At 45.0% G+C, this 22,088-nt stretch carries 22 protein-coding genes; 8 read left to right on the forward strand and 14 right to left on the reverse strand.

Annotated features, from left to right (window positions below):
- Positions 1 to 216 precede the first annotated feature (216 nt).
- Both EKM80_RS06915 and EKM80_RS06920 read left to right on the forward strand, forming a co-directional pair.
- A complete protein-coding gene (locus EKM80_RS06915; RefSeq protein WP_125552388.1) occupies positions 217 to 453 on the forward strand; it encodes a DUF1858 domain-containing protein in 237 nt (78 codons plus the stop codon).
- Positions 440 to 2,059 (forward strand): DUF438 domain-containing protein, encoded by a 1,620-nt coding sequence (locus tag EKM80_RS06920; protein WP_125552438.1) that lies wholly within the window; start codon positions 440 to 442, stop codon positions 2,057 to 2,059. The genes EKM80_RS06915 and EKM80_RS06920 overlap by 14 nt, the downstream gene beginning before the upstream one ends.
- A gap of 73 nt (positions 2,060 to 2,132) precedes the next feature.
- On the opposite strand, the gene EKM80_RS06925 is transcribed toward EKM80_RS06920, so the two are convergent.
- The 14 genes from EKM80_RS06925 to EKM80_RS06990 form a co-directional block, all read right to left on the reverse strand.
- Positions 2,133 to 3,110: a polyprenyl synthetase family protein gene (locus tag EKM80_RS06925; RefSeq protein WP_125552389.1), complete on the reverse strand. Its 978-nt coding sequence runs from the start codon at positions 3,108 to 3,110 to the stop codon at positions 2,133 to 2,135.
- 15 nt (positions 3,111 to 3,125) lie between these two features.
- Positions 3,126 to 4,109 (reverse strand): hypothetical protein, encoded by a 984-nt coding sequence (locus EKM80_RS06930; RefSeq protein ID WP_125552390.1) that lies wholly within the window; start codon positions 4,107 to 4,109, stop codon positions 3,126 to 3,128.
- A 116-nt stretch (positions 4,110 to 4,225) separates the two neighbouring features.
- The gene (locus EKM80_RS06935; protein ID WP_125552391.1) at positions 4,226 to 4,486 is read right to left on the reverse strand and encodes a hypothetical protein; all 261 of its coding nucleotides are present in this window, start codon (positions 4,484 to 4,486) and stop codon (positions 4,226 to 4,228) included.
- 27 nt (positions 4,487 to 4,513) lie between these two features.
- Positions 4,514 to 5,275: a flavodoxin family protein gene (locus EKM80_RS06940; protein ID WP_125552392.1), complete on the reverse strand. Its 762-nt coding sequence runs from the start codon at positions 5,273 to 5,275 to the stop codon at positions 4,514 to 4,516.
- A 246-nt stretch (positions 5,276 to 5,521) separates the two neighbouring features.
- Positions 5,522 to 6,181: a response regulator gene (locus EKM80_RS06945; protein ID WP_125552393.1), complete on the reverse strand. Its 660-nt coding sequence runs from the start codon at positions 6,179 to 6,181 to the stop codon at positions 5,522 to 5,524.
- A 113-nt stretch (positions 6,182 to 6,294) separates the two neighbouring features.
- Positions 6,295 to 7,323 carry a sensor histidine kinase gene (locus EKM80_RS06950; RefSeq protein ID WP_125552394.1) on the reverse strand — a complete coding sequence of 343 codons (1,029 nt, stop codon included), beginning with the start codon at positions 7,321 to 7,323 and terminating at the stop codon, positions 6,295 to 6,297.
- A gap of 231 nt (positions 7,324 to 7,554) precedes the next feature.
- Entirely contained in the window at positions 7,555 to 7,992 is a 438-nt protein-coding gene (locus EKM80_RS06955; protein WP_125552395.1) for a GAF domain-containing protein, read from the reverse strand.
- A gap of 110 nt (positions 7,993 to 8,102) precedes the next feature.
- Positions 8,103 to 8,330 (reverse strand): hypothetical protein, encoded by a 228-nt coding sequence (locus EKM80_RS06960; RefSeq protein WP_125552396.1) that lies wholly within the window; start codon positions 8,328 to 8,330, stop codon positions 8,103 to 8,105.
- Complete coding sequence (locus EKM80_RS06965; RefSeq protein WP_225418831.1) at positions 8,320 to 8,937, reverse strand: molybdenum cofactor guanylyltransferase; 618 nt, start codon at positions 8,935 to 8,937, stop codon at positions 8,320 to 8,322. The genes EKM80_RS06960 and EKM80_RS06965 overlap by 11 nt, the downstream gene beginning before the upstream one ends.
- Complete coding sequence (gene moaC / locus EKM80_RS15020) at positions 8,894 to 9,334, reverse strand: cyclic pyranopterin monophosphate synthase MoaC (protein ID WP_386699622.1); 441 nt, start codon at positions 9,332 to 9,334, stop codon at positions 8,894 to 8,896. The genes EKM80_RS06965 and moaC overlap by 44 nt, the downstream gene beginning before the upstream one ends.
- Positions 9,335 to 9,376: 42 nt before the next feature.
- Positions 9,377 to 9,871, reverse strand: coding sequence for a molybdopterin-guanine dinucleotide biosynthesis protein B (mobB, locus tag EKM80_RS15025; RefSeq protein WP_125552398.1), 495 nt, complete (start codon positions 9,869 to 9,871; stop codon positions 9,377 to 9,379).
- Positions 9,850 to 11,070 carry a molybdopterin molybdotransferase MoeA gene (locus EKM80_RS06980; protein ID WP_125552399.1) on the reverse strand — a complete coding sequence of 407 codons (1,221 nt, stop codon included), beginning with the start codon at positions 11,068 to 11,070 and terminating at the stop codon, positions 9,850 to 9,852. Before EKM80_RS06980 ends, mobB begins: the two co-directional genes overlap by 22 nt.
- Before the next feature lie 9 nt (positions 11,071 to 11,079).
- A complete protein-coding gene (locus EKM80_RS06985; RefSeq protein ID WP_125552400.1) occupies positions 11,080 to 11,547 on the reverse strand; it encodes a MogA/MoaB family molybdenum cofactor biosynthesis protein in 468 nt (155 codons plus the stop codon).
- Positions 11,544 to 12,584 (reverse strand): HesA/MoeB/ThiF family protein, encoded by a 1,041-nt coding sequence (locus tag EKM80_RS06990; RefSeq protein WP_125552401.1) that lies wholly within the window; start codon positions 12,582 to 12,584, stop codon positions 11,544 to 11,546. Before EKM80_RS06990 ends, EKM80_RS06985 begins: the two co-directional genes overlap by 4 nt.
- Positions 12,585 to 12,985: 401 nt before the next feature.
- Here EKM80_RS06990 and EKM80_RS06995 point away from each other — a divergent pair, with 401 nt between their 5' ends.
- The 6 genes from EKM80_RS06995 (at position 12,986) to ahpF (ending at position 22,081) form a co-directional block, all read left to right on the forward strand.
- Complete coding sequence (locus EKM80_RS06995) at positions 12,986 to 16,657, forward strand: nitrate reductase subunit alpha (protein WP_164509513.1); 3,672 nt, start codon at positions 12,986 to 12,988, stop codon at positions 16,655 to 16,657.
- On the forward strand, positions 16,647 to 18,206 hold the full coding sequence (gene narH / locus EKM80_RS07000) for a nitrate reductase subunit beta (protein WP_125552403.1): 1,560 nt from the start codon (positions 16,647 to 16,649) through the stop codon (positions 18,204 to 18,206). The genes EKM80_RS06995 and narH overlap by 11 nt, the downstream gene beginning before the upstream one ends.
- The gene (gene narJ, locus EKM80_RS07005) at positions 18,199 to 18,771 is read left to right on the forward strand and encodes a nitrate reductase molybdenum cofactor assembly chaperone (protein ID WP_125552404.1); all 573 of its coding nucleotides are present in this window, start codon (positions 18,199 to 18,201) and stop codon (positions 18,769 to 18,771) included. The genes narH and narJ overlap by 8 nt, the downstream gene beginning before the upstream one ends.
- Positions 18,772 to 19,470, forward strand: a complete 699-nt coding sequence (gene narI / locus EKM80_RS07010) for a respiratory nitrate reductase subunit gamma (protein ID WP_125552405.1) — start codon at positions 18,772 to 18,774, stop codon at positions 19,468 to 19,470.
- A gap of 165 nt (positions 19,471 to 19,635) precedes the next feature.
- Complete coding sequence (gene ahpC / locus EKM80_RS07015; RefSeq protein ID WP_125552406.1) at positions 19,636 to 20,199, forward strand: alkyl hydroperoxide reductase subunit C; 564 nt, start codon at positions 19,636 to 19,638, stop codon at positions 20,197 to 20,199.
- Between the two features lie 313 nt (positions 20,200 to 20,512).
- Positions 20,513 to 22,081, forward strand: a complete 1,569-nt coding sequence (gene ahpF / locus EKM80_RS07020; RefSeq protein WP_125552407.1) for an alkyl hydroperoxide reductase subunit F — start codon at positions 20,513 to 20,515, stop codon at positions 22,079 to 22,081.
- Positions 22,082 to 22,088 lie beyond the last annotated feature (7 nt).

Below are 22,088 nucleotides of genomic sequence, written 5' to 3' on the forward strand. Positions count from 1 at the left end.
GATTTTGACTTAAATTATTAGTTTTTACCCTCTTGACTTATAACCACAAGGCTTACTTAATAGCTTCAATGGTACCACGACTCCGTTTGCAGTTGGTAGTGGATCGGCTTAGACAAATTAAAGTTAGGGCTGACCCTAATTTTTCATTGAGAATCGTTCTCAATGGTAGCGTTAACTGTTATAATTGAAGTTATTTAGTAGAAGGGGGTTTAGTCTATGGCAACACTCGATCTGCAACAATCAGTTTATGAATTAGTAACGGCACACCCTGAAGTGGCCGATGTTTTATATGAAATTGGACTAAAAGATATTAAGAATCCGGCGATTCTCAACACAATGGGCCGGTTTATGACAATTCCTAAAGGGGCAGCTATGAAAAAAGTCCCACTGACGGAAATTATCGATAAATTAGAAGCAAAGGGATTTGAGGTGATCAATGATGCCGGAAACTGAACATAATAGCGTTTATCGCCAGAAAAAAATTGTCGAAATTCTAAAAATGTTGCACAACGGTGGTAGTTTTGATGAAGCCAAGCGAGTTTTTGATAGCACCTTCTCCAGCGTTGATGTGTCAGAAATTACCTCAGCCGAGCGCGAATTGATTGGTAGCGGCTTAAACCCGATGGAAATTCAACGGCTATGTAACGTCCATGCCGCTGTTTTTAAAGGGTCGATCAATCCTGGCTCCGGTGATAGCGTTGAGGAAGTCCCAGGCCATCCCGTTGCCGTCATCAAGTTGGAAAATACCGTCATCACGTCACTGCTAGATGATGAGTTATTGCCAGTCTTGAAAAAGTGGCAACAATCCAGTAATGACGATACGCCAGCACCACGCGACCAAGAATATTTACGACGCATGAAAACGGCTTTAAATGATTTGCGTACGATCGATAAGCACTATTTGCGCAAAGAAAATTTGTTGTTCCCAATTATGGATCGGTATGGCATCACCGCACCACCAAAGGTTATGTGGGGTGTCGATGATGATATTCGTAGCTGGATCAAGGATGCCATTCGGCTGGTCAACGCTGAGCCGACGCCACCTAAATACGATATCGAGGCCGCCATCGAAAAGGCGCGCAAGGATATTGAAGAAATGATCTTCAAGGAAGAACAGATCTTGTTGCCAATGGTCGCTGAGGTTTTCACGCCAGATGATTGGGCGCTGATTCAAAGCGAAAGTGACGATATCGGCTACACGCTGATTTCGGAACCACTACCTTGGCAGCCGTCAGAGCGCGATTACGCGGAAGCTGCCAAGCGTAAACCGTCAAAAATGGCCCAAGAATTGAATAAAATGGCGCAATCGATGGCAGACGAGCAAGAATTAGCTAATAAACGCCACCTTGAAACACCGGCACCAACTGATGATGAACCGCTGATTCCTGATGATTTAAAAGCAAAAGCTGATGATCCTGCAGCAATAGCGGCATTACCGTTACATTTACGTGCTGAAATGGGTCAAGTCCAAGCCGATGAACCAGCTAAGGAAGACGCACGAGCGCAAATCAACGTTAATATTAGCCAACCACCAGTAGAAAAGAAGCCAGAAATGCCTGATTTTGTTAAGCAGATGTTGGCTGATGAAGACGCAAAGCCGGCACACAAACGGCGGCCGCGGATCACGGAATCGCATTTGGAGATTGGGGCAGATAATCATGCCACGATCGTCATGCCAACCGGTGATCTTGATTTAAGCCAGTTAACGGCTGTTTTCAGCGTATTACCAGTTGATGTCACCTTCGTTGATGCCGGCGATATTGTGCGCTGGTTCTCCGACAATGGCGACCGAATTTTCCCACGGACACGCGCAGTCATCGGTCGTGCGGTGGTCAATTGTCACCCACCTAAGAGTATGGGCAAGGTTCAAAAAATCTTGGACGATTTCCGCAGCGGGGCGCAACAACATGCTGATTTCTGGATCGACTTACACGGTACTAAGAAAGTCTACATTCGCTACTTCGCCATGCACGATACCAAAGGCAAGTACCTTGGCTGTTTAGAAGTTTCTCAGGACATTACGGAAATTCAACAACTAGGTGGCGAAAAACGCCTGTAAGCAAAAAAGCTGTTCGCAATTGCGAGCAGCTTTTTTGGGTTTCGAACAGTATAAGTTAAGCGAAAGGTACTATTTATTTTTGGCGCTTTAGTAACCGGCGGGTCAATTTTTCTAGATCATTGCGTGCCCGTGAGTCCGGTAAAGTTTGAATATCGAGTAGTGCTTGATCAGTGAGCTCATTGGCCATGGTTTGTGCTTGTTCAAGGCCGCCGCTATCAATGACTAGCTGTTGTAATTCTTGTAGCTCAACCGGGGTCAAACGCGCTTGCTTACTGAGTAAGGCGCGTGTTGCTTCTGGCTGTGTTTCCAGCGTGAATAATAGCGGTAAGGTGTAGATGCCTTGTTGGATATCTTGCAAAATTGGTTTGCGGATACTATCTTGCGTCCCGGTGTAGTCGAGAATATCGTCAAGAATTTGATAGGCTAGGCCAAGTGAGCGGCCGATTTGTTCACCAGTTTCAACAATGATTTCGTCAGCGTGGGCCAACTTAGCGCCTTGTGCACAGGCTAAGGCGAATAACTTGGCTGTTTTGCCTTCAATTTCACGCAAATATTGGGCAACGGTTTCGTTGAGCCGATAATTCAGATCATATTGATCTAGCTCACCGGATAAAATACCGTGCATAGCTTTAACGTTGGTGTCGATATCGTCAAAACTCTCTGCAGAGCGCAACACTTGGTCAAAATACAGCGTAAATAACAGATCACCGGCATAAACGGCATTGCGATTGCCAACGCTGGTTTGCACCGTTGCTGTATGGCGGCGTTCAGTGGCTTGATCGATCACATCATCATGGATCAATGTGGCTAAATGTAAAAGTTCGATGGCTGCCGCGCCGGCCTGTAACCGGGCTGGATCTGCAGTTGTACCGAATTCGCTGAACAGATAAAATAGCCCGGCGCGGACTAATTTACCCCCATTTTGGATCAAAGCTTGCACACGCTGATTGACAGCGGGCTGCTTAACGCGTGCAGCCTTAAGCAAATAAGGTGTCAGCGGGGTTAGTTTTTCTTGAATGTGGGGGAAGTCATCCCAAATTTGAAGCGTCATAGGCTACCTCTTGTTCTAGTGATTGAATTTGGCGATCTCGCCGGTTAATTGCTCAGCCAGTGGCATAAACACGGCGCTGAACATCCGTTCGAGATCTTTTTGAGTGGTTTTAGTATCGGTGGCTAATTCGCTGGACTTGTCCCAAGCGTCTTTGCGCATTCGCGATAACAAGCCACCCTTAATATGATTTAAATGCTTGGCTAACTTACTATCTTCAGCGGTATATTTGCGCAAAAAGTAGTAAAAGATTTCATGGAAAGTATTGTCTAGATCCCAGAAGAAGGTACTCCGTAAAATCCGATCATTCATCGCTTGGCCAAATAACTGCTCACCGACGATCTCGTGAGTGGCAAAGGCGGCTGCGGAAGAAATCACCGTTTTAACTTCATGATTATCTGATAAATAACGACTAAATTGATCTAATTCAGCATCAGGTAATTCAAAGCCGACCATTTTTTCACGTTCGGCGGCCGACATATCAGTTAATTGGCCGACAAATTTAGGCGCGATTTTCTTGCTATCAGTGATCAGGTCAGCAACTAATTCTTCTAATAAAGCTTGGTTTTTGGCTAAGTAAATTTTGACTTGCGCCCAGATTTTATCAAAAGCTGTGGTGAAGTCACTGAAAAGTTCATCAGCAGTGGTGACCAATTCGCGTTCAATCGTGGCTTTTTCAGTATGTGGTTCAAATTGTACCACTAATGGCAGTGCAAAGGTATCCTCGCCGGCAATTAAGGCCTCGGTTTGGCGCTTTTTAGCAGTGTAGTCACGTAATTCCTGTAGATCCAACAAGCCGAGCGGGGCGATGGTCAATTCAGAGTTAGTCGCCATAATTTGCAGGGCAAAGGGGCTGGTTGCATCTTGATTTTGGGTAAATGACTTCAGTGTTGTTAATAATGTGGACCGACTTTTTAGCGGATCTTCAGGATCAGCGTAAAAGCCAGATGTATAGATTGGTGTATTTTCGTATTTTGCATTTAATTTTGCTTGAATATCCATTTGATCAGTCCTTTTGTAGGGTACCAGTCAACGCGTGTGCTGGCAAGTCGCAATTAGCGTGTTTTTGGAAAAGCAACTAACGCTAAGACAGATAATTTTATGCTGATAGCCGCAATCTAGGCTGTCGGTTGGTGCGCTGCCAAAAATTCTTCGCCAGCTTTAGTCAAGCTAGCTTGGTGCAGGTCGATGCTGGCGATTGGCTTGTTGGTGCCATCTTCAACGAACGCATCAGTAATTAATTTTTCCTGCACGGCATAATGCGTGGTTTGGTAGAGCATTGATTCTGGGTTGATGCTGCGTGCTTGGCGGAACCGATGCCGCGAAACATCGGTTAAAATACCAATCAATTCTTCAGTGCGACTAACATTATGAGCCATAAGGAGACCTGCTTTCTTTGTGTGAGTTTAGCGCCGCCGATGCCGTAAAAAAGTGAAAAAGTGCAATAAACTGGCTAGCAGAACATAGAAAATGAGGACAAAAGTAGCGTATGTGATCCAAAATTTACCACCACTAAAGACGCCGAAAATCAATTGTTGTAAGCCCATTGTGACTAGTGCCATCACGGCAATCATGCAAAATAACTGTATGTATCGTTTCACGGTATTGTCATCCTTTTTTTGTTTAGTGGCGAGCTTGGCGCCCCAACGCTGACACAAAGCCAATTTAGCTGGATCAGGTTGCTTTTGGCTCCAAGTGCCGGTGCCGACAATTTCGGTAACTTTGATCAAGCCAGCACCAGTCATGGCGCGGTCGATGGTTTTAAACGTGTCATCAGTGATACCGACAAAGAAGTTCTCCAAGCTGGACTGAAAACAAGTGGTCAGTGATAAATAGTGTTTATCTTTAAATTGGGCTGGTAGCGTGTCGGCAGCTTTAGTCATTCGAACCATCCGTGGGCGCATACAATCTAAGAAATTCTTCATGACACCGGACAGCGCACCCCAATAAGTTGGTGCGGCCATGATCCAAATATCACTTTCCTGCAGCTTTTTTTCTAATTTATCTAAAACTGGGTTCAGCTGACCTGTGTCTGGTGTGATCGTATAATCAGCCAGATAAAGGCATTCATAAGTAACGGTTTGCGGTAAGCCCTTAGCAATCGCTGCCAAGTACTGCGCCGTTAAACCGTCTTTTTTATGCGCACCCAAAATTCCTAAAACTTTCACGGTGACGATTTCCTCCTACTACACAATTAAGGTAATTTGTTAGCCTAGCTGCTAATAAATCAGGTTGTTGGCGGTGATATCTATTTTTTAGCACGATTAAAGGCGCATAGGGATAACAGGCGCAGCTTTTGCCGTAAGAAATATGATTTCAAAAATAGATCTATGTAAAAACTATATACAAAAAGTATATAGTTACTAACTCTTATCATAATAATTTTGGCGTGCCACCGCCATTAGGGTATTACCTCAAAAGTCGATCAAACCGTGATGGAGTGCATAGTGAACTAACTCGACGCGATTTTTAAAACCTAGCTTACGGTTAATGCTGGCTTTGTGCGCTTCAACGGTTTTGATCGAAATATATAATTTTTTAGCAATTTCTTTGTTTGAATAGCCTAGCGCAATCAAGGGTAAGACTTCACGCTCACGGCTAGAAAGGTCTGCATAGCCCTCCATTTTTAGGTTGACATTATTATCGTTATCATTGATTTCCGCCACATCTGTTTTGGTCAAAATAATATTTTGATCAACGTAGGTTTGGTGGTTGGCCACTGCCTTCAAAGCACTAAGTAACTCGGTATCTGGTGAGCTTTTTAGCACATATGAATCAGCACCATTTTGCATTGCACGGTCAATATAATCCTGCTCTTCATGCATTGAAAGAATGACGATGCCAACCTTAGGAAAGCGGTCATGGATTCGCTGCGTGGTGATCAGACCATTTTCACCAGGTGGCATATTTAAATCAAGGACGATCAGGTCAACGCCAGCACGCTCCACTTCGAAAAACGCTTCGTTGCCACTAGCTGCTTGCGCAACAACTTGAAAATTAGCTTGCTGGTTGATAAGGAATGACAGACCACTACGCACGATGGCATGGTCATCGGCAATCAATACTTTATACAAGCGCGGTCCCTGCTTTCTGCGGTTAAGGCAAGATTGCTGCCTTAACGATTTATTTTTAGCTGACTTTTCACTTAAATCACGCTGCGAAAAGGCGCTTAGCGATGCTGATAAAATTAGGCGATTGGAAAAGTAGCTGTCACGGTGGTGCCACTACCTGGTTCTGACGTGATCTGGAAGGTACCGTTTAACGACTTAACGCGTTCATTCATGTTGAGCAAGCCCAGCGAATGACCATTGAAGCTAATGTGTTGTTTAACGTCAAAGCCCGTGCCATCATCGATGACCTCTAAACTGATTTCGTGCTCGTGGGCAACGAGGAATAAATTAATTTCGTTGGCCTGAGCATGCTTTAAAGCGTTGGTCATAGCTTCTTGTGCGATCCGATAAAGCACTGTTTGGACGTCTTCCGATAATTTGAGTTCCGCGGTATCGCGGGCGACAACGGTAATATCGATACCGGTATTTTCCTCTAATCGTTTAGCCAACGCTTTTAGTGCAGCTGGCAGTCCAAAACTATCAAGAACTGACGGCCGAATATCCAGTGCCATACCCTTGATTTCCTGCAAAGTAGCATACAATTGACTTTCGATTTGCTTGGTTTGCCGTTCAAATGCGGCTGAATCGGCATCCTGGACAGCTGATTCCAAGTGACGCACGCCCATGATCGACGAGTAAACGCCTTGCGCAATACTGTCATGTAAATCTTGTGACAGCCGCTTACGCTCTTCTTCATGCGCGCGGTTGACGTACTGCACTAACTTACGCTGCTGCGCCAATTGATCGACCCGTTGCATCAAATCATTACTTTTCAACGTCAGGGAATAAACGTTTTGTGCAGGATCTAACTCAGAATACACTAGGAAAAAGGACAATGAGTGGCCATCTTTGACCGGCAATGTGAATGGAATCGCCGTTTTGGCCATATCTAAAGCAGCACAGTTAAAGCAATCATTGGTATTGGACCGTTGTTGCCTAACAACACTGTTCATTAATTTAGTAATATAAGCGGTGCTCAACGCATAGTCAGCCTGCAGCGCTTGGGCCGCATGGTTGCTGACTAGTAATTGATCATCACGAAAAATGAAAATCGCATCTGGCGTTTCATTGAAATTTTTTTCAACCCAACTGACAGATTCTAACATGTTGTTCACCTCGAAACTTAACAGTTACTATGATAGCAGATTAGCAAAGCGCTTTCAGCTGTTTTTAACCGACTTCGCAATTAAAAATTGTAGTACATTAGATTGTTAGCAATTCGTAGTCCTGCAGATATAGGTAGAATAACGAACTAACACCCCTAATAGCAAGTTTTTGAATTGAAAAGGGTATAAAAAAAGTGACAAGGAAGACCTTGCCACGTGATGAAGCGTGATTTACTGGAATTGTTGTAAATATTCCTGCAACACGTGACTGGAGTGAGCAGTGACTGATTGTTGTTGCCGATAGCCGGCTAATAAAACACCAATGACGATTTGATCCTCATCAAAAATTGGTACCGCCACCGCACTAGTCAAGTGTTCGATCATCGTGATCGGCTGCGACATATAGCCTGCGTATTGATGATGAGCTAAGTCGTTTTCAGCAAATGGTTCGCCGGTACGAATGACCAATCCAGCAATACCGATACCGCTACGCAAAATGATTTTGCGGAAACGTTGGTTGGTATTACCAGCCGCATACTGCCAGCGAATCTTGTGCCAGCTGGTCGCATCTTGTAAGGCAACGCCAACAAAATCAAAGTCTTCTTGCTGATGGATTGTACGTACTAGTTCGTGATAAGCGATGTTTTTGGCGATCTTTTCGTCACCCATATCAGTGTCACTCCTTCCTGAGTATAGCATAATTTAGTCGGTTTTTTACGCTAGAACTAGATTTTAATCACATAGATGTCGAAAAAACTAGTTAAAATTTATAATTTATGTTATTTTTCAGTTTCTAAAAATTGTTTATAATGATCGTAATCGCGCCGAATTGGCTGAATTTGTTGTTCGAGATCCTCAATCGCTTCATCCTGTTCCAAGGTGCGTAGATCAGCACGTTGATCGGCAATTTCATTTTCGAGTAGGGTACGATGAATGCGCAGGTCCATTAATGCAATGTTCAATAATTTTTGAAAATCAGCATCGGACATGTCGTTTTTATTTAGCATGGGGTTCACTTCCTATATTTTGATTCAGATTAGTCAATGCGTTACTGGCAGGTACGTTTAGGGGCTGACAGCGGGCGATGTTGACGATAAAGGTTTGTAACCGGCGCTGGCCACTGGTTAAAAATTGGCGGACGGTAGCCTGCTCAGTGTAAAAATGGGCCAACGCGTAATGCGCTTGTGCAGGCGTTTGTAGAAAATGCCGCGGCTGTTGTGCCAGTTTTGTTAGCAGGTCCGGGGTTAGATAAGGATAATCGGTTGCCACCATTAGATAGTCGCGGCGCCGCGGTTGTTGTGCCGTAACGGCGTACAAACCGCCAAGTGGCCCGCAATCTGTAAACTCAGGCTGATCGACGCAAACTTGCACGTGATCATTGGTGGCGAATAAATGCTGTAAGGCGACGGCATTATCAGCGTTGGCGGCAATAAAAATTTGTGCCGTTAAGGGCAATAAATGTTGCACCGCTAAAACTACATTCGGTTGTGTTTGCGCCGCCACGATAGCCAATGCTTTATCACGGCCAAAGCGGCGCGAACGCCCACCGGCCAGCACGATACCAGTTGGTTTATTTTTCAGCATGATAGGTGAAGTGGCCGCTTTTGCCGCCATCCTTCTCCAATAAATGCACGTTGCTGATCAGCATGCCGCGATCCATGGCTTTACACATGTCGTAAATCGTTAGTAGGCTGATCTGACAGGCGTTCAAGGCTTCAATTTCTACACCGGTAACGTGCTTAGTCTTAACGGTGACCACCGCTGTGATCGTATCTTGCTCGTTATCGCTAAAATGAATATCAACACCAGTTAATGGAATTAAATGGCACATTGGAATGAGGTTACTGGTTTGCTTAGCGGCCATGATACCAGCGACTTGGGCCACGGCCAGCACGTCACCTTTTTTCATAGTGCCGGCGTGGATGCGGTCTAAGGTTTCTGGATGCATCGTGATCTGGCCGGTGGCTTTGGCAGTACGTGCCGTGACGGCTTTAGCAGTCACATCAACCATTTTGGCGCGATTTTGGTCGTTGAAATGAGTTAGTTCAGCCAATTAGAGTCCTTCTTTCTGTAAATAGGTCGTAAACCAAGCTTGGCGCGCTGCGGTAGTACCGAAATCAAGGCAGTCGTTGAACTCAGGTGCGTGTAAGCTGGCGTAGGCCATAATGTGACTTAAGTGATCAAAGTCGCTGGGCCGTTCACCTGGACGCACCAAAACAATTTTCGGATAGGCGGCTTTTTTAAAGCCTTCTAATAGGCAAAATTGGCCTGGCTGCGCGTAAGTGGCAATCAATTGTGCAGCGGTTGGCGGTTGGGTCACCTGCTGCTGTAACATGACAGCCTGATCCGTTGCTAGCAAAACCGTTTGGGTGCCGGCAGCGGTGAAACGCGATGTGTCAGTACCTGGTTGATCCATTTGGCCACGATGCACGTCGTGTTTAAGCACAAAAACGGCGTGCTGGCGCTGTTTTAAAATGACCAAAAAGTCATTAACAGTCGTCGTTTTACCACTTTTTTTAAAGCCGACTACTTGAAGGGGAGTAACCATGTTTCCACCTCGCTGTGCAGTGGTAACGGTTCATGGCTGTGCGGAATTTTGAATAGGCAGGTGGTTGATTGTAAGTTGCCTAGCGCACCAGAAACGTCACTGCCGTTTAATTGGACTTGATAATGACCATCGACTAGTTGATAAACACCACGCAAGACTTTATCGTAGCCGTTAGTTTTCGGATAAACACGTGCCAATCTAGCGCTGACTTTTTGGCTGCGTGATGGCTGATGAACCCAACGGCGTAGTAAAGGTTCAGTGAATAAGTAAAAACCAGTATAGCAAGCACCAGGGTTGCCTGACAAGGCAAAAATTAAAGTATCGTCATCGACAAAAGCGGTGGTGACACTGCCGGGGCGCATTTTCAATTTATTAAATAATAATTGATCGGAATCGCGTGCGGTAGTGGCTAAGTAATCGAAATCGCCGACTGAGACGCCACCATCAGTAATGATTAAGTCATTGGTCTTTTTCAACCGCTCTAAGTTGGTTTGAAGTAGTTCGAAATCATCAATTAGTTGAATCGTTTCGGTGACGATGGCGCCGCTTTCTGCGACTAAGTTAGCGATCAATGGACCATTACTGTTGAAAATTTTACCAGGTTGTGGTGCATCGCCGGACTGCAATAATTCGGTGCCAGTGGTGACGATGGCAACGCGTGGTTGGCGGTAAACGTTAACTTCAGTGGCGCCAAAAGCAGTCAATAGACTAAGGCCGCCAGGGTTTAATTCAGTACCAGCGGCAATCAACAAGGCGCCGGCTTTGAACTCGGAGCCAGCCGGGGTAATGTTATCGCGGTCTTGGCTGACCATAATTTTAACGGCATCTGGCTGGTCAGGCACGCTGCGGGTTTGTTCCAGCATAATTACTTTAGCGGCATTGTCTGGTACAAAGGCACCAGTCATGATCCGTGCTGTTTCATTTTCACCCAGGTCGCCGTCAAAGGTAGCACCGGCCTGAATTTCGCCTACAACATGAAAATTCTTGGGAAAATCGTGATCGTCGGCGTCACGAATGGCATAACCGTCGTAACCAGAGCGACGGAAATTGGGATAATCGTACGCCGCTAATGCATCTTCAGCGAGAACGCGATGATTGGCGTCGCTGATGGCGATGGTTTCAACTTGTTGTGGTAGCTTTAAAGCTACCAATTTAGCTTGAGCTTCTTCTAATGTAATTGGTTTACGTCGTTCTAACATAAATGTAACCTACTTTCGTCTTTCAAATAACAAATGGTGTAATTCTGGCAAAATTAGCTGCTGCAGTGCCGTTTGACAAGCACTGGTCGAGCCGGGCAACACAAAGCACAATTGCTCGCGGACGTTGAAGCCAGCCAAGGCCCGTGAGGCTAGGGCGTGGGTGCCGATTTCTTCAAAACTAATTTGACGAAATTGTTCGCCAAAGCCGGGAATCGTTACAGGCAGCAGTGGTTCTAAAGCGTCAAAGGTAACATCGCGGCGGGCGATACCAGTGCCACCGTTGGTAATAATAATATCAGGATCAGTTTGTTCTTCCTTTAAGAAGGCACTTTGAATCGCCACAATATCATCAGGGACAACTAAGCGCTGACTAACAGAGATTTCTGCAGTCGCTAACGCGGTAGCAATCGTTTGACCACTTTTGTCATTGTCTAAGGTACGGGTATCGCTGATGGTTAAAATTGTTGCCGTAGTCATTGTGGTTGACCTTCTTTCTTGATTGGAGCTTTCAGTAGCTGCCACAGCGCGCGATAATGCTGCTGGGCTTGTTGTTCATTTAATTTATAGAGTTGTACTTTGCCGGTTTTAAAGTAGCTGGCCGGTGCCTCATGCCAAGTGAAGGTCACCATACTTGGTGTTACCCGATACGCAACTTGATTGGCGGCTAACGTAGCCGTCACTTCGGTAATGCTACGGCTTTGAGGCAAATACACGGACCACGCATCGCTGCCACATAAGCGGCGCAATAACGTTCTATCATTGAGCTTGATTGAAACCTGTTCGTGCTGACAAACAGGACAGTCCGGCTGCTTTTTAACGTGAAAGGTTTGCTGAGCAGGCGGCCAACAACTGACCGTCGTTAACTGGTCGAGCGCACCTTCACCGCTAACAATGTAACGCATGGCAATTGCTACTTGTAAGCTGGAGACCAAGGGAATCAGCGGGGTGGCCACACCTAAAATGTCGCAGTCACGTTCTTTTAGCTTGGTTAGATCAGGGAAGACGCATTCTAGGCAAGGACCCTGACTGGGATTTAGCAACATCAATTGGCCGGAAACACCAGCACAAGCGGCAAAGACAAACGGAAAATGCTGATTTAGCGCTAACCGGTTGAGCATATCGCGCACGCTAAAATTGTCGCTACAATCGAGTGCTAATGTCAATGGCTGCATTTGTGCTAACAGCTCTGGCCGCAGTTCTACTGGGAAAACTTCGATTTGAACTTCGTGATTGATTTGGCGTAATTTGGCGGCGGCGGCATCGACCTTGAATAGCTCGTTGGCCGCATCAGCTTCGGTGAACAGGCTTTGTCGCTGTAAGTTAGTCTCACTAACGGTATCAGGGTCGACGAGATAAAGCGTGCCGACACCAGCACGGACTAATTGTTCCGCGGCGTAAGTGCCTAAGGCGCCGCAGCCGACGAGCATAATCGTGCTGGCACTGATTTCAGCTTGGCCAGCGGCACCAATTTGTTTGACGCGAATTTGCCGATCATAGCGTTCGATGATGTTCACCTCCACTTGGTTTCTAGATCAGGGTTATAAGTTGAGTTTGAAATACTTTTAATGGCAAAATAAGAGCTGTAAACGGAAAAATTAAGCGCTCACACAAAATCTGCTCATTTTTTACAAAAACTTCTATGTTTTTCGCAAAATTCGGGCAATTCCCTAATCGAAGTATAGCATTGTAAATGATATTGTGAATATTAGGGAAAAGTCTTACTTTTGTGTGCAACTTTTCGCCAACCAAGATAGCGGCACCAAATGATCCAATTGAACAAATTAGTTCACTGAGTTATTTTGGACGTTTTTTTGATTGTTAAACCTTCAGTAAAGTTAATGTGTAGTAACCAGTGGTACAGCAACGATAACGTTCAAAAAATCGCAATCAAGTTCTGGAAGGGACGTGAGTCATCGTGAAATCTCGCTTTTTCAAGCAAGTTGAGAAGTTTAACGGCAGTTTTACCCAGCTAGAAGAAAATAACCGTCGTTGGGAAAAATTGTACAAGCAACGTTGGGCCCATGACAAAGTCGTTCGTACGACACATGGGGTCAATTGTACAGGTTCTTGTAGTTGGAATGTTTATGTCAAACAAGGCATTATTACTTGGGAACATCAAGCAACGGATTACCCGTCGTGCGGCCCGAATATGCCAGAATTTGAACCCCGTGGCTGCCCACGTGGTGCTAGCTTTTCTTGGTATGAATATAGCCCGGTTCGGATCAAGTATCCTTATATCCGCGGCAAGTTGTGGCAATTATGGACTGACGCGAAAAAAGCTACCGGTGATCCAGTAGCAGCGTGGCAAAGTATTGTTGAAGATAAAGAAAAAACTAAATACTACAAGAGTGCCCGCGGTCATGGTGGCTTAGTTCGTGTTCATTGGAACGAAGCGCTGGAATTGATTTCTACCATGCTGATCTACACGTTGAAAAAATATGGTCCTGATCGTATCGCTGGTTTTTCACCGATTCCAGCTATGTCGATGATCAGTTACGCTTCTGGTGCCCGTTTCCTTTCATTATTAGGCTCAGAAATGTTGAGTTTCTATGATTGGTACGCGGATCTACCACCGGCTTCACCACAAGTTTGGGGTGAACAAACCGACGTGCCAGAATCCAGTGACTGGTATAACAGTCAATACATCATGATGTGGGGCTCCAATGTGCCATTGACACGGACGCCTGATGCGCATTTCATGACCGAAGCACGTTATCATGGTGCTAAAATTGTGGCCGTCAGCCCTGATTATGCGGAAAACGTTAAGTTCGCCGATAACTGGTTAGCGCCACATCCCGGGACCGACGCGGCATTAGCGCAAGGGATGACCCACGTTATTTTAAATGAATATTATCAAAAGCGGCAAGAGCCACAATTTATTAACTACGCTAAGCAATTTACTGACTTACCGTTCTTAGTTTTCTTAGATCCAAGTGCCGCTAATGATAGTCACTTTACATCAGGTCGCTTTGTTCGTATTAGTGATTTGACTAGCGACGAAGCAGTCGCCAATGCGGAATGGAAACCAGTTGTTTGGGACGAAGATACGCAGAAAATCGTCGTACCAAATGGCACAGTCGGCCAACGCTGGGAAGATAACCGTAAGTGGAATCTGACCTTGAAGGACGACGATGGGAACCCAATTAATCCTGAATTAAGTGTTGGCGCCGATAGCGAAAATGTTATCGTTGACTTTCCAGTATTTGACAGCCAAGGTAATTCTGTTTTACCACGGCATTTACCAGTCCGTTCGGTGACGCTCGCTAATGGTCAACAAAAATTAGTTACTACCGTTTACGATTTGATGATGAGTCAATACGGCATTAAGCGCAATGCGGATGACGATTTGGCTGCCAATGGCTACGATGATGCAGCTAGCACATACACACCAGCGTGGCAAGAAGGTGTGACTGGCGTTAAGCAAAGTATCGTTGTGCAAATTGCACGTGAATTCGCGCAAAATGCCATCGACACTGGCGGTAAATCAATGGTGATCATGGGTGCCGGAATTAATCACTGGTTTAACAGCGATATGAATTACCGGACGATCATTAATATGTTACTGCTGTGTGGCTGTGAAGGCGTTTCTGGTGGCGGCTGGGCCCATTATGTTGGCCAAGAAAAGCTACGACCAGCTGAAGGTTGGGCGACAATTGCCTTTGCCAATGACTGGCAACCAGGTGGCGCCCGCCAGCAAAATGGGACTTCCTTCTTCTATTTTGCCAGCGATCAGTGGAAGTACGACGAATTGGACAATCGCGCGTTGAAGTCACCAGTTAAAAAGGTGAAACACAGCTACGATCATCCTGCCGACTACAACCAAATGGCGATCCGCCTTGGTTGGTTGCCTGGTTATCCACAATTTAACCGCAACTCCTTGGACTTTGCCAAGCAGTATCAGACCACCGATATTGGTGAAATTAGCAAAAAAGTGGTTAGCGAGCTGAAATCTGGCGACTTACATTTTGCTGCTGAAGATCCTGATGCACCATTGAATCAGCCTAAAGCGATGTTTGTTTGGCGCTCGAACTTATTTGCTTCATCTGGTAAGGGCCAAGAATATTTCATGAAACACTTATTAGGCGCTGAAAATGGGTTATTGGCGAAGAGTAATGATAACTTCAAGCCAACTGAAATGAAGTGGAACGACGAAACGGTCGAAGGCAAGCTAGACTTGTTGGTTTCCTTAGATTTCCGGATGGTTACGACGCCATTGTATGCTGATGTTGTTTTGCCGGCAGCAACTTGGTACGAAAAGGAAGATTTGTCATCTACTGATATGCATCCGTTTATCCATCCATTTAACGCTGCTGTTAGCCCATTATGGGAATCTAAGAGTGATTGGCAGACCTTTGCTGCTATTGCCCGTAAGTTCTCTAGTATGGCGGCTAAATACATGCCAGAGCCAGTTTATGATTTGAAGACACAACCATTGGCGCATGATACCAAGCAAGAAATCTCACAACCATTAGGCGAGATCAAGGATTGGAAGTACGGCGAAGTTGAACCAATTCCGGGTAAAACAATGCCAAGCTTATCCTTAGTCAAGCGTGATTATACGCAGGTTTACTCAAAGTATGTTGCCTTAGGACCACATGCTAACGGTAATACTGGCGCCACTGGTTATTCTTACAGTGTTAAGCCAGAATACGCGGAGTTACGTGATCGTAACTCGGTTTGGGATGATGGTATCAACGCTGATTGTCCAAAACTAGATCAAGATAAGAAAGTTGCGGAAGCAGTCTTATTGCTGTCTAGTGCAACCAATGGTCATGTGGCACAACGGGCTTGGGCTGATGCTGAAGCTAAAACTGGCCGTAAGCTGCAAGATATTAGTGCTGGGCGTACTGAGGAGAAGATCACCTTTAAGGCCATCACCACTGAGCCACGGGAAGCCATCCCAACGCCAGTTTTCAGTAGCTCCAAGCATGACGGTAATCGCTATTCACCATTTACCTTAAATATTGAACGTTTAGTGCCATTCCGAACCTTAACCGGTCGGCAACAGTTCTATTTGGATCACGAAACGTTCCAAGAATACGGTGAAGAACTCGCCACGTACAAGCCAACCTTGCCACCGACAGTCATGGGGCCAAAAGACACCAAGATCACGCCGGAAGCTAACGAGTTGACGCTACGTTATATGACACCGCATGGTAAGTGGAATATTCACACGATGTACTACGATAATTTGACCATGTTAACGTTATTCCGCGGTGGCCCTAACGTTTGGCTCAGCCCAGTAGACGCTGATAAAATCGGCATCAAGGATAACGATTGGTTGGAACTTTATAACCGTAATGGTGTTGTCACCGCGCGGGCTGTCGTTAGTCACCGGATGCCTGAAGGTTCCATGTATATGTATCATGCACAAGATATGGAAATTCAAGAACCGCTGTCAGTTATCACTGGTAACCGTGGTGGTAGCCATAATGCGCCAACGCAAATTCACATTAAGCCAACGCAAATGGTTGGTGGCTATGCACAATTGAGTTACGGCTTTAACTATTATGGTCCAATCGGTAACCAACGTGATCTTTACGTTAAAGTCAGAAAATTGAAGAAGGTGAACTGGAATGAGGATTAAAGCGCAAATTGGGATGGTCTTAAACTTAGACAAATGTATCGGCTGTCACACGTGTTCAGTAACGTGTAAAAATACTTGGACGAATCGCCCAGGGGCTGAGTACATGTGGTTTAACAACGTTGAGACTAAGCCTGGTGTCGGCTACCCAAAACGTTGGGAAGATGAAAGTCACTATCATGGTGGCTGGGAACTTAACAGCAAGGGTAAATTACAATTAAAAGCAGGCAACAAATTAAATAAAATTGCTTTAGGTAAGATTTTTTACAATCCCGACATGCCAGAACTAGATGATTATTACGAACCATGGACCTATGATTACCAAACGTTATTTGGCCCTGAAAAGAAGCATCAGCCTGTCGCACGGGCAAAATCACAAATCACCGGCGAATATATGGATCTTAAAAATGGTCCAAACTGGGATGATGATTTAGCAGGCTCACCAAATACGTTTGATCAAGATCCAAATATGCAAAAAATTGAAACTGACATCAAGGCTAACTTTGAACAGGCCTTCATGATGTACCTGCCACGGTTGTGTGAGCATTGTTTGAACGCACCCTGTGTAGCTTCTTGCCCATCTGGTGCGATGTACAAACGGGACGAAGACGGCATTGTGTTAGTCGATCAAGAACGCTGCCGCGGCTGGCGTTTCTGCATGACGGGCTGCCCTTACAAGAAAGTCTACTTCAACTGGCGGACGAATAAAGCAGAAAAATGTACTTTCTGTTATCCAAGAATTGAAGAAGGCATGCCAACTGTTTGTGCTGAAACTTGTGTTGGCCGGATTCGCTACATCGGTGTTATGTTATACGACGCTGATCGCGTGGCTGAAGCTGCCGAAGAACCTGATGATACTAAGTTATACGAAAGCCAATTAAGCTTATTCTTAGATCCCAATGATCCTGACATTATCGAACAAGCTTATGCAGACGGTATCAGCGATGAAATGATCACTGCTGCCCAAAATTCACCGATTTACCGGATGGCCGTTACTGAAAAAATTGCCTTCCCATTGCATCCCGAATATCGGACAATGCCAATGGTTTGGTACGTACCGCCTTTATCACCAATCATGAACTACTTTGAAGGCCGCGATTCGATCGGTGATCCAGAAATGATTTTCCCTGGTATTGATGAAATGCGGATTCCAGTTGATTATCTAGCTAACTTGTTAACTGGTGGTAACCGGATCGCGATTAAATCAGCCTTGTACAAATTAGCGATGATGCGCTTGTACATGCGGGCACGGACTAGTGGCAAGGATTTCGATACTGAAAAGTTAGCACGCGTTGATTTAACTGAACGTAGCGCAACATCATTGTATCGCTTGTTGGCCATCGCTAAATACGAAGATCGTTTTGTTATTCCAATGAACCATAAAGAACAAGTTGAAGATGCTTACGACGAACAAGGCACATTAGGCTATGATGAATGCCAAGGCTGTAGCTTAGCACCACAGCACAGCAGTATGTTCCGCAAAGCTGAAGCTGGTAAGTCAACGGCAGAAATTTATGCCGAAACATTCTATGGGGGGATCTGGCGTGATTAATATTGAACGCGTGGACCAATTACGGCCTGGCTTCGTTTATTTTTCGCACTGGCTGGATTACCCTAGCGACGAATTATTGCGGCCAACGCTGGTTGCTGATTTTGCTCGCGACTATCCAGAAACACCGAATAAAGCGGCGTTGGTGGACTGGATCAAGCAATTACAGCAGAAATCGTTATTTGACCTACAGCAGGAATATTCAAATCTCTTTGACTTGAATAAGCGGTTTACGCTATATTTAAGTTACTACCGTTATCAGGACTCGCGGGAACGCGGGCAACTGTTAGCTAAATTGAAGATGTTGTATGAAATGTTTGGCGTCTCCGTTGACGGCGACGAACTGGCGGATTATTTTCCGTTGATGCTGGAATTTTTGACCTATGGCAATTGGGATCAGGACGAGCGTCAACAAGATATCGACCTAGTATTCCAAGTCATTGAAGATGGCACCTACAATCTATTGAAAAATGAAGCTGAATATGCCGGAGAAGCGTATCTTGAATTGATTCGCCTACTACGGCAAGAATTCAAATCCTGCATCGTCGCACAACAGGAGGTGTCATAGATGATTGCGAGCCATCCGTTTCAATTTTTCTTGTGGTCAATTTATCCGTATCTTATGCTGGGGTCATTTGTCTTCGGCACAATCATCCGCTTCGCCTTTTTCCACCCAACGGTCACCGCTAAATCTAGTGAACTGTTGGAAAAGAAGACGTTGATGATCGGTAGCATTATGTTTCACGTCGGCATTATCGGTGTGTTCTTTGGCCATATTATCGGGGTGCTGATCCCGAAAGCATGGACTGACGCGCTAGGTATCAGCGATGAGTTTTACCATCATATTATTGCGATGCCAGCCGGTGCGTTTTTCGGCATCTTGGCAACAGTCGGGGTCTACATCTTGTGCTTCCGCCGTTTCCATGATCACCGTGTGTTCCATGCCAGCTCGACTGGTGATTTAGTCGTCATTGTGGCGTTGACTGCCGAAATTACATTAGGGATGCTGTCCTCATTTGTTGCTGGACCAACCAATCCTGACTTTAATTATCGGACGTCACTAGCAATCTGGGTACGCCAAATTTTCATGTTCCACCCAGATTTTCGCTTAATGCTCCAAGTACCATTAATGTTTAAATTCCACGTGATTTTCGGTTTTATGATTTTTGGTGCCTTTCCATATACACGTCTGGTGCACGCTTTGGCGTTACCATGGCAGTATGTTTCACGGCGCTTTATCGTTTATCGGCGGCGGCCAAAAATTTAAGGTTAATAATAAGTTCTTACTCTTTTTTAGAGTAAGAACTTTTTTGTTGTCTTAATCATGATTAGCACAGATTAATTATTTTTACTTTTGATTTAGACTTGACTTAGAATGATTATCATTTAGAATAAAGGTTGTAGGCAATTAAATTTTAGGAGGCTACCACTTATGTCATTAGTTGGAAAAAAGATTGGCGAATTTAACGCACATGCATATCGGCAGGGAGAATTTGTTGACGTTTCAGATAAAGATCTATTAGGTCATTGGAGTATTGTCATGTTCTATCCCGCGGATTTTTCATTTGTTTGTCCGACTGAATTAGAAGATTTACAAGATAATTATGCTCAATTACAGTCATTGGGTGTTGAAGTTTATTCTGTTTCTGCAGATACACACTTTGTACATAAAGCGTGGCACGATGATTCTGAAGCTGTTGGCAAGGTTCAATATACAATGATTGGCGATCCTTCTCAGAAAATTATTCGGCTATTCGATGTTTTAGACGAAGAACAAGGTCTGGCGCAACGTGGGACTTTCATTCTTGATCCAGAAGGTGTTGTTCAAACGATGGAAGTCAACGCTGATGGCATCGGCCGTAACGCTAGTGAATACTTAGACCGCATCAAGGCTGGCCAATACGTCGCTGCGCATCCTGGCGAAGTTTGTCCTGCTAAGTGGAAGGAAGACGAAGCAACCCTCACGCCTGGTTTGGATTTAGTTGGCAAAATCTAAATAGTGCTAAAAGGCGCTTAGATTTGAGCACTAGCCTACTACTCCGCAATCAGAGAAGTTTATTAGCAAAGAACGCTAATAAACATTGATGTTACGGGCGTTGGCCATTCTTGTGGCAAAAAGCTTGCCGCAAGAAACATGGCAGTAAGGCAATAAGTAACGCGTAGTGATGCGTTTGACCTTACGTAGCTAGGCGCAATAATCTGCCTTTTTTTGCACGTTTCAACCAACTCAGTCTAAAGAACAATATGAAAAGGCCGTTAACACGGTCTTTTTTCAAACAGATTCAAGCTTTTAAGGAGGGTCTACGTTTATGGCAATTGATGAAACAATTAAACAACAACTTGCTGGATACTTAAAATTATTGGAACATGATGTGGTGATCACCGTCGATTTAGGAACTGATCAGCGTTCGCAAAAAGTCAGTGATTTTGTGAACGAAGTGAGCGCACTATCACCTAAAATTACGGTAGCGAGTGGTCAATTAAAACGGCAACCAAGCTTTGCCCTTGATCAAGCTGGCCAAGCTAGTAGCGGTATTGAATTTGCCGGTGTTCCCCTAGGTCATGAATTTACCTCATTTGTGTTGGCGCTGCTACAAGTGTCTGGGCATGCACCAAAAATCAGTGCTGAAACAAAGCAACGAATCGAAGCTATCACCACTGACTTATATTTTGAAACTTTTGCTAGTCTTAGCTGTCATAACTGTCCTGATGTTGTGCAGGCACTGAATATTATGAGCGTGCTGAATCCACATATTAGCCACACCATGATCGAAGGTGGCATGTATCAAGATGAAGCCACGGAGAAAAATATTCTTGCCGTACCAACCGTCTTTTTAAACGATGAAGAATGGCACAATGGTCGTGCTACGCTGGAAGAATTAGTCGATAAAGCTGCTGGCGCGGCGCCACAACATGTCGCTGAAGATTGGACTGACCAAGAATTCGACGTTGTGATCGTTGGTGCTGGTCCAGCTGCGGGTAGTGCTGCAATTTACGCGGCGCGCAAAGGTATTTCTACAGCGATTGTTGCTGATCATTTTGGTGGTCAACCACTTGATACAGTAGGAATTGAGAACTTGGCTGGAACTGATTATGTTGAAGGCGAACAGTTGATGGCTAATATTCAAACTCAGGTCGAAAAATACGGCGTTAAAGTATTAACTGGCCAACGCGTTGAACATATTGCTAAGCATGAAACGGTAGAACTGACATTGGCGTCCGGCGATGTGCTGAAAGCCAAAACAGCAATCATCGCTACAGGGGCACAGTGGCGGACAATCGGCGTTCCTGGCGAAGCTGAGTTTAAGAATAAGGGTGTTGCGTACTGCCCACATTGTGATGGCCCGCTGTACGCCGGTAAAGACGTTGCCGTCATTGGTGGCGGTAATTCTGGCATTGAAGCCGCAATCGATCTAGCCGGTATTTGCAATCACGTCACCGTACTTGAATTTGCACCAGCGCTTGGTGCTGATAGTGTTTTGCAGGCTAAAGCGAACAGCTCAGCTAACATCACCTTGATTACTAACGCTGCCACCAAAGAAATTACCGGTGCTGGTCGCGTTAACGGCTTAACTTACACTGATCGTACTAGTCAAACAGAACATCATTTGGATCTAGAAGGTGTCTTCGTCCAAATCGGCTTAGTACCAAATACAGATTGGATCAGCGCACCACTCGAAGTTAGTTCACATCATGAAATTGTCACTGATGCGCGCCAAGCAACTAACGTAGATGGTATCTTTGCCGCTGGTGATTGCACTGATTCCGCTTATAAGCAAATTATTATTGCCATGGGTGCTGGCGCTACTGCAGCCTTAAGTGCTTTTGATTATTTGGTTAGAACTAGCGTTAAAAAAACTGAAAAAGTAATGGCTTAGATGATAA

Origin of the sequence: Loigolactobacillus jiayinensis (genome assembly GCF_003946445.1) — a bacterium.
In the GTDB taxonomy this organism is placed as follows: domain Bacteria; phylum Bacillota; class Bacilli; order Lactobacillales; family Lactobacillaceae; genus Loigolactobacillus; species Loigolactobacillus jiayinensis.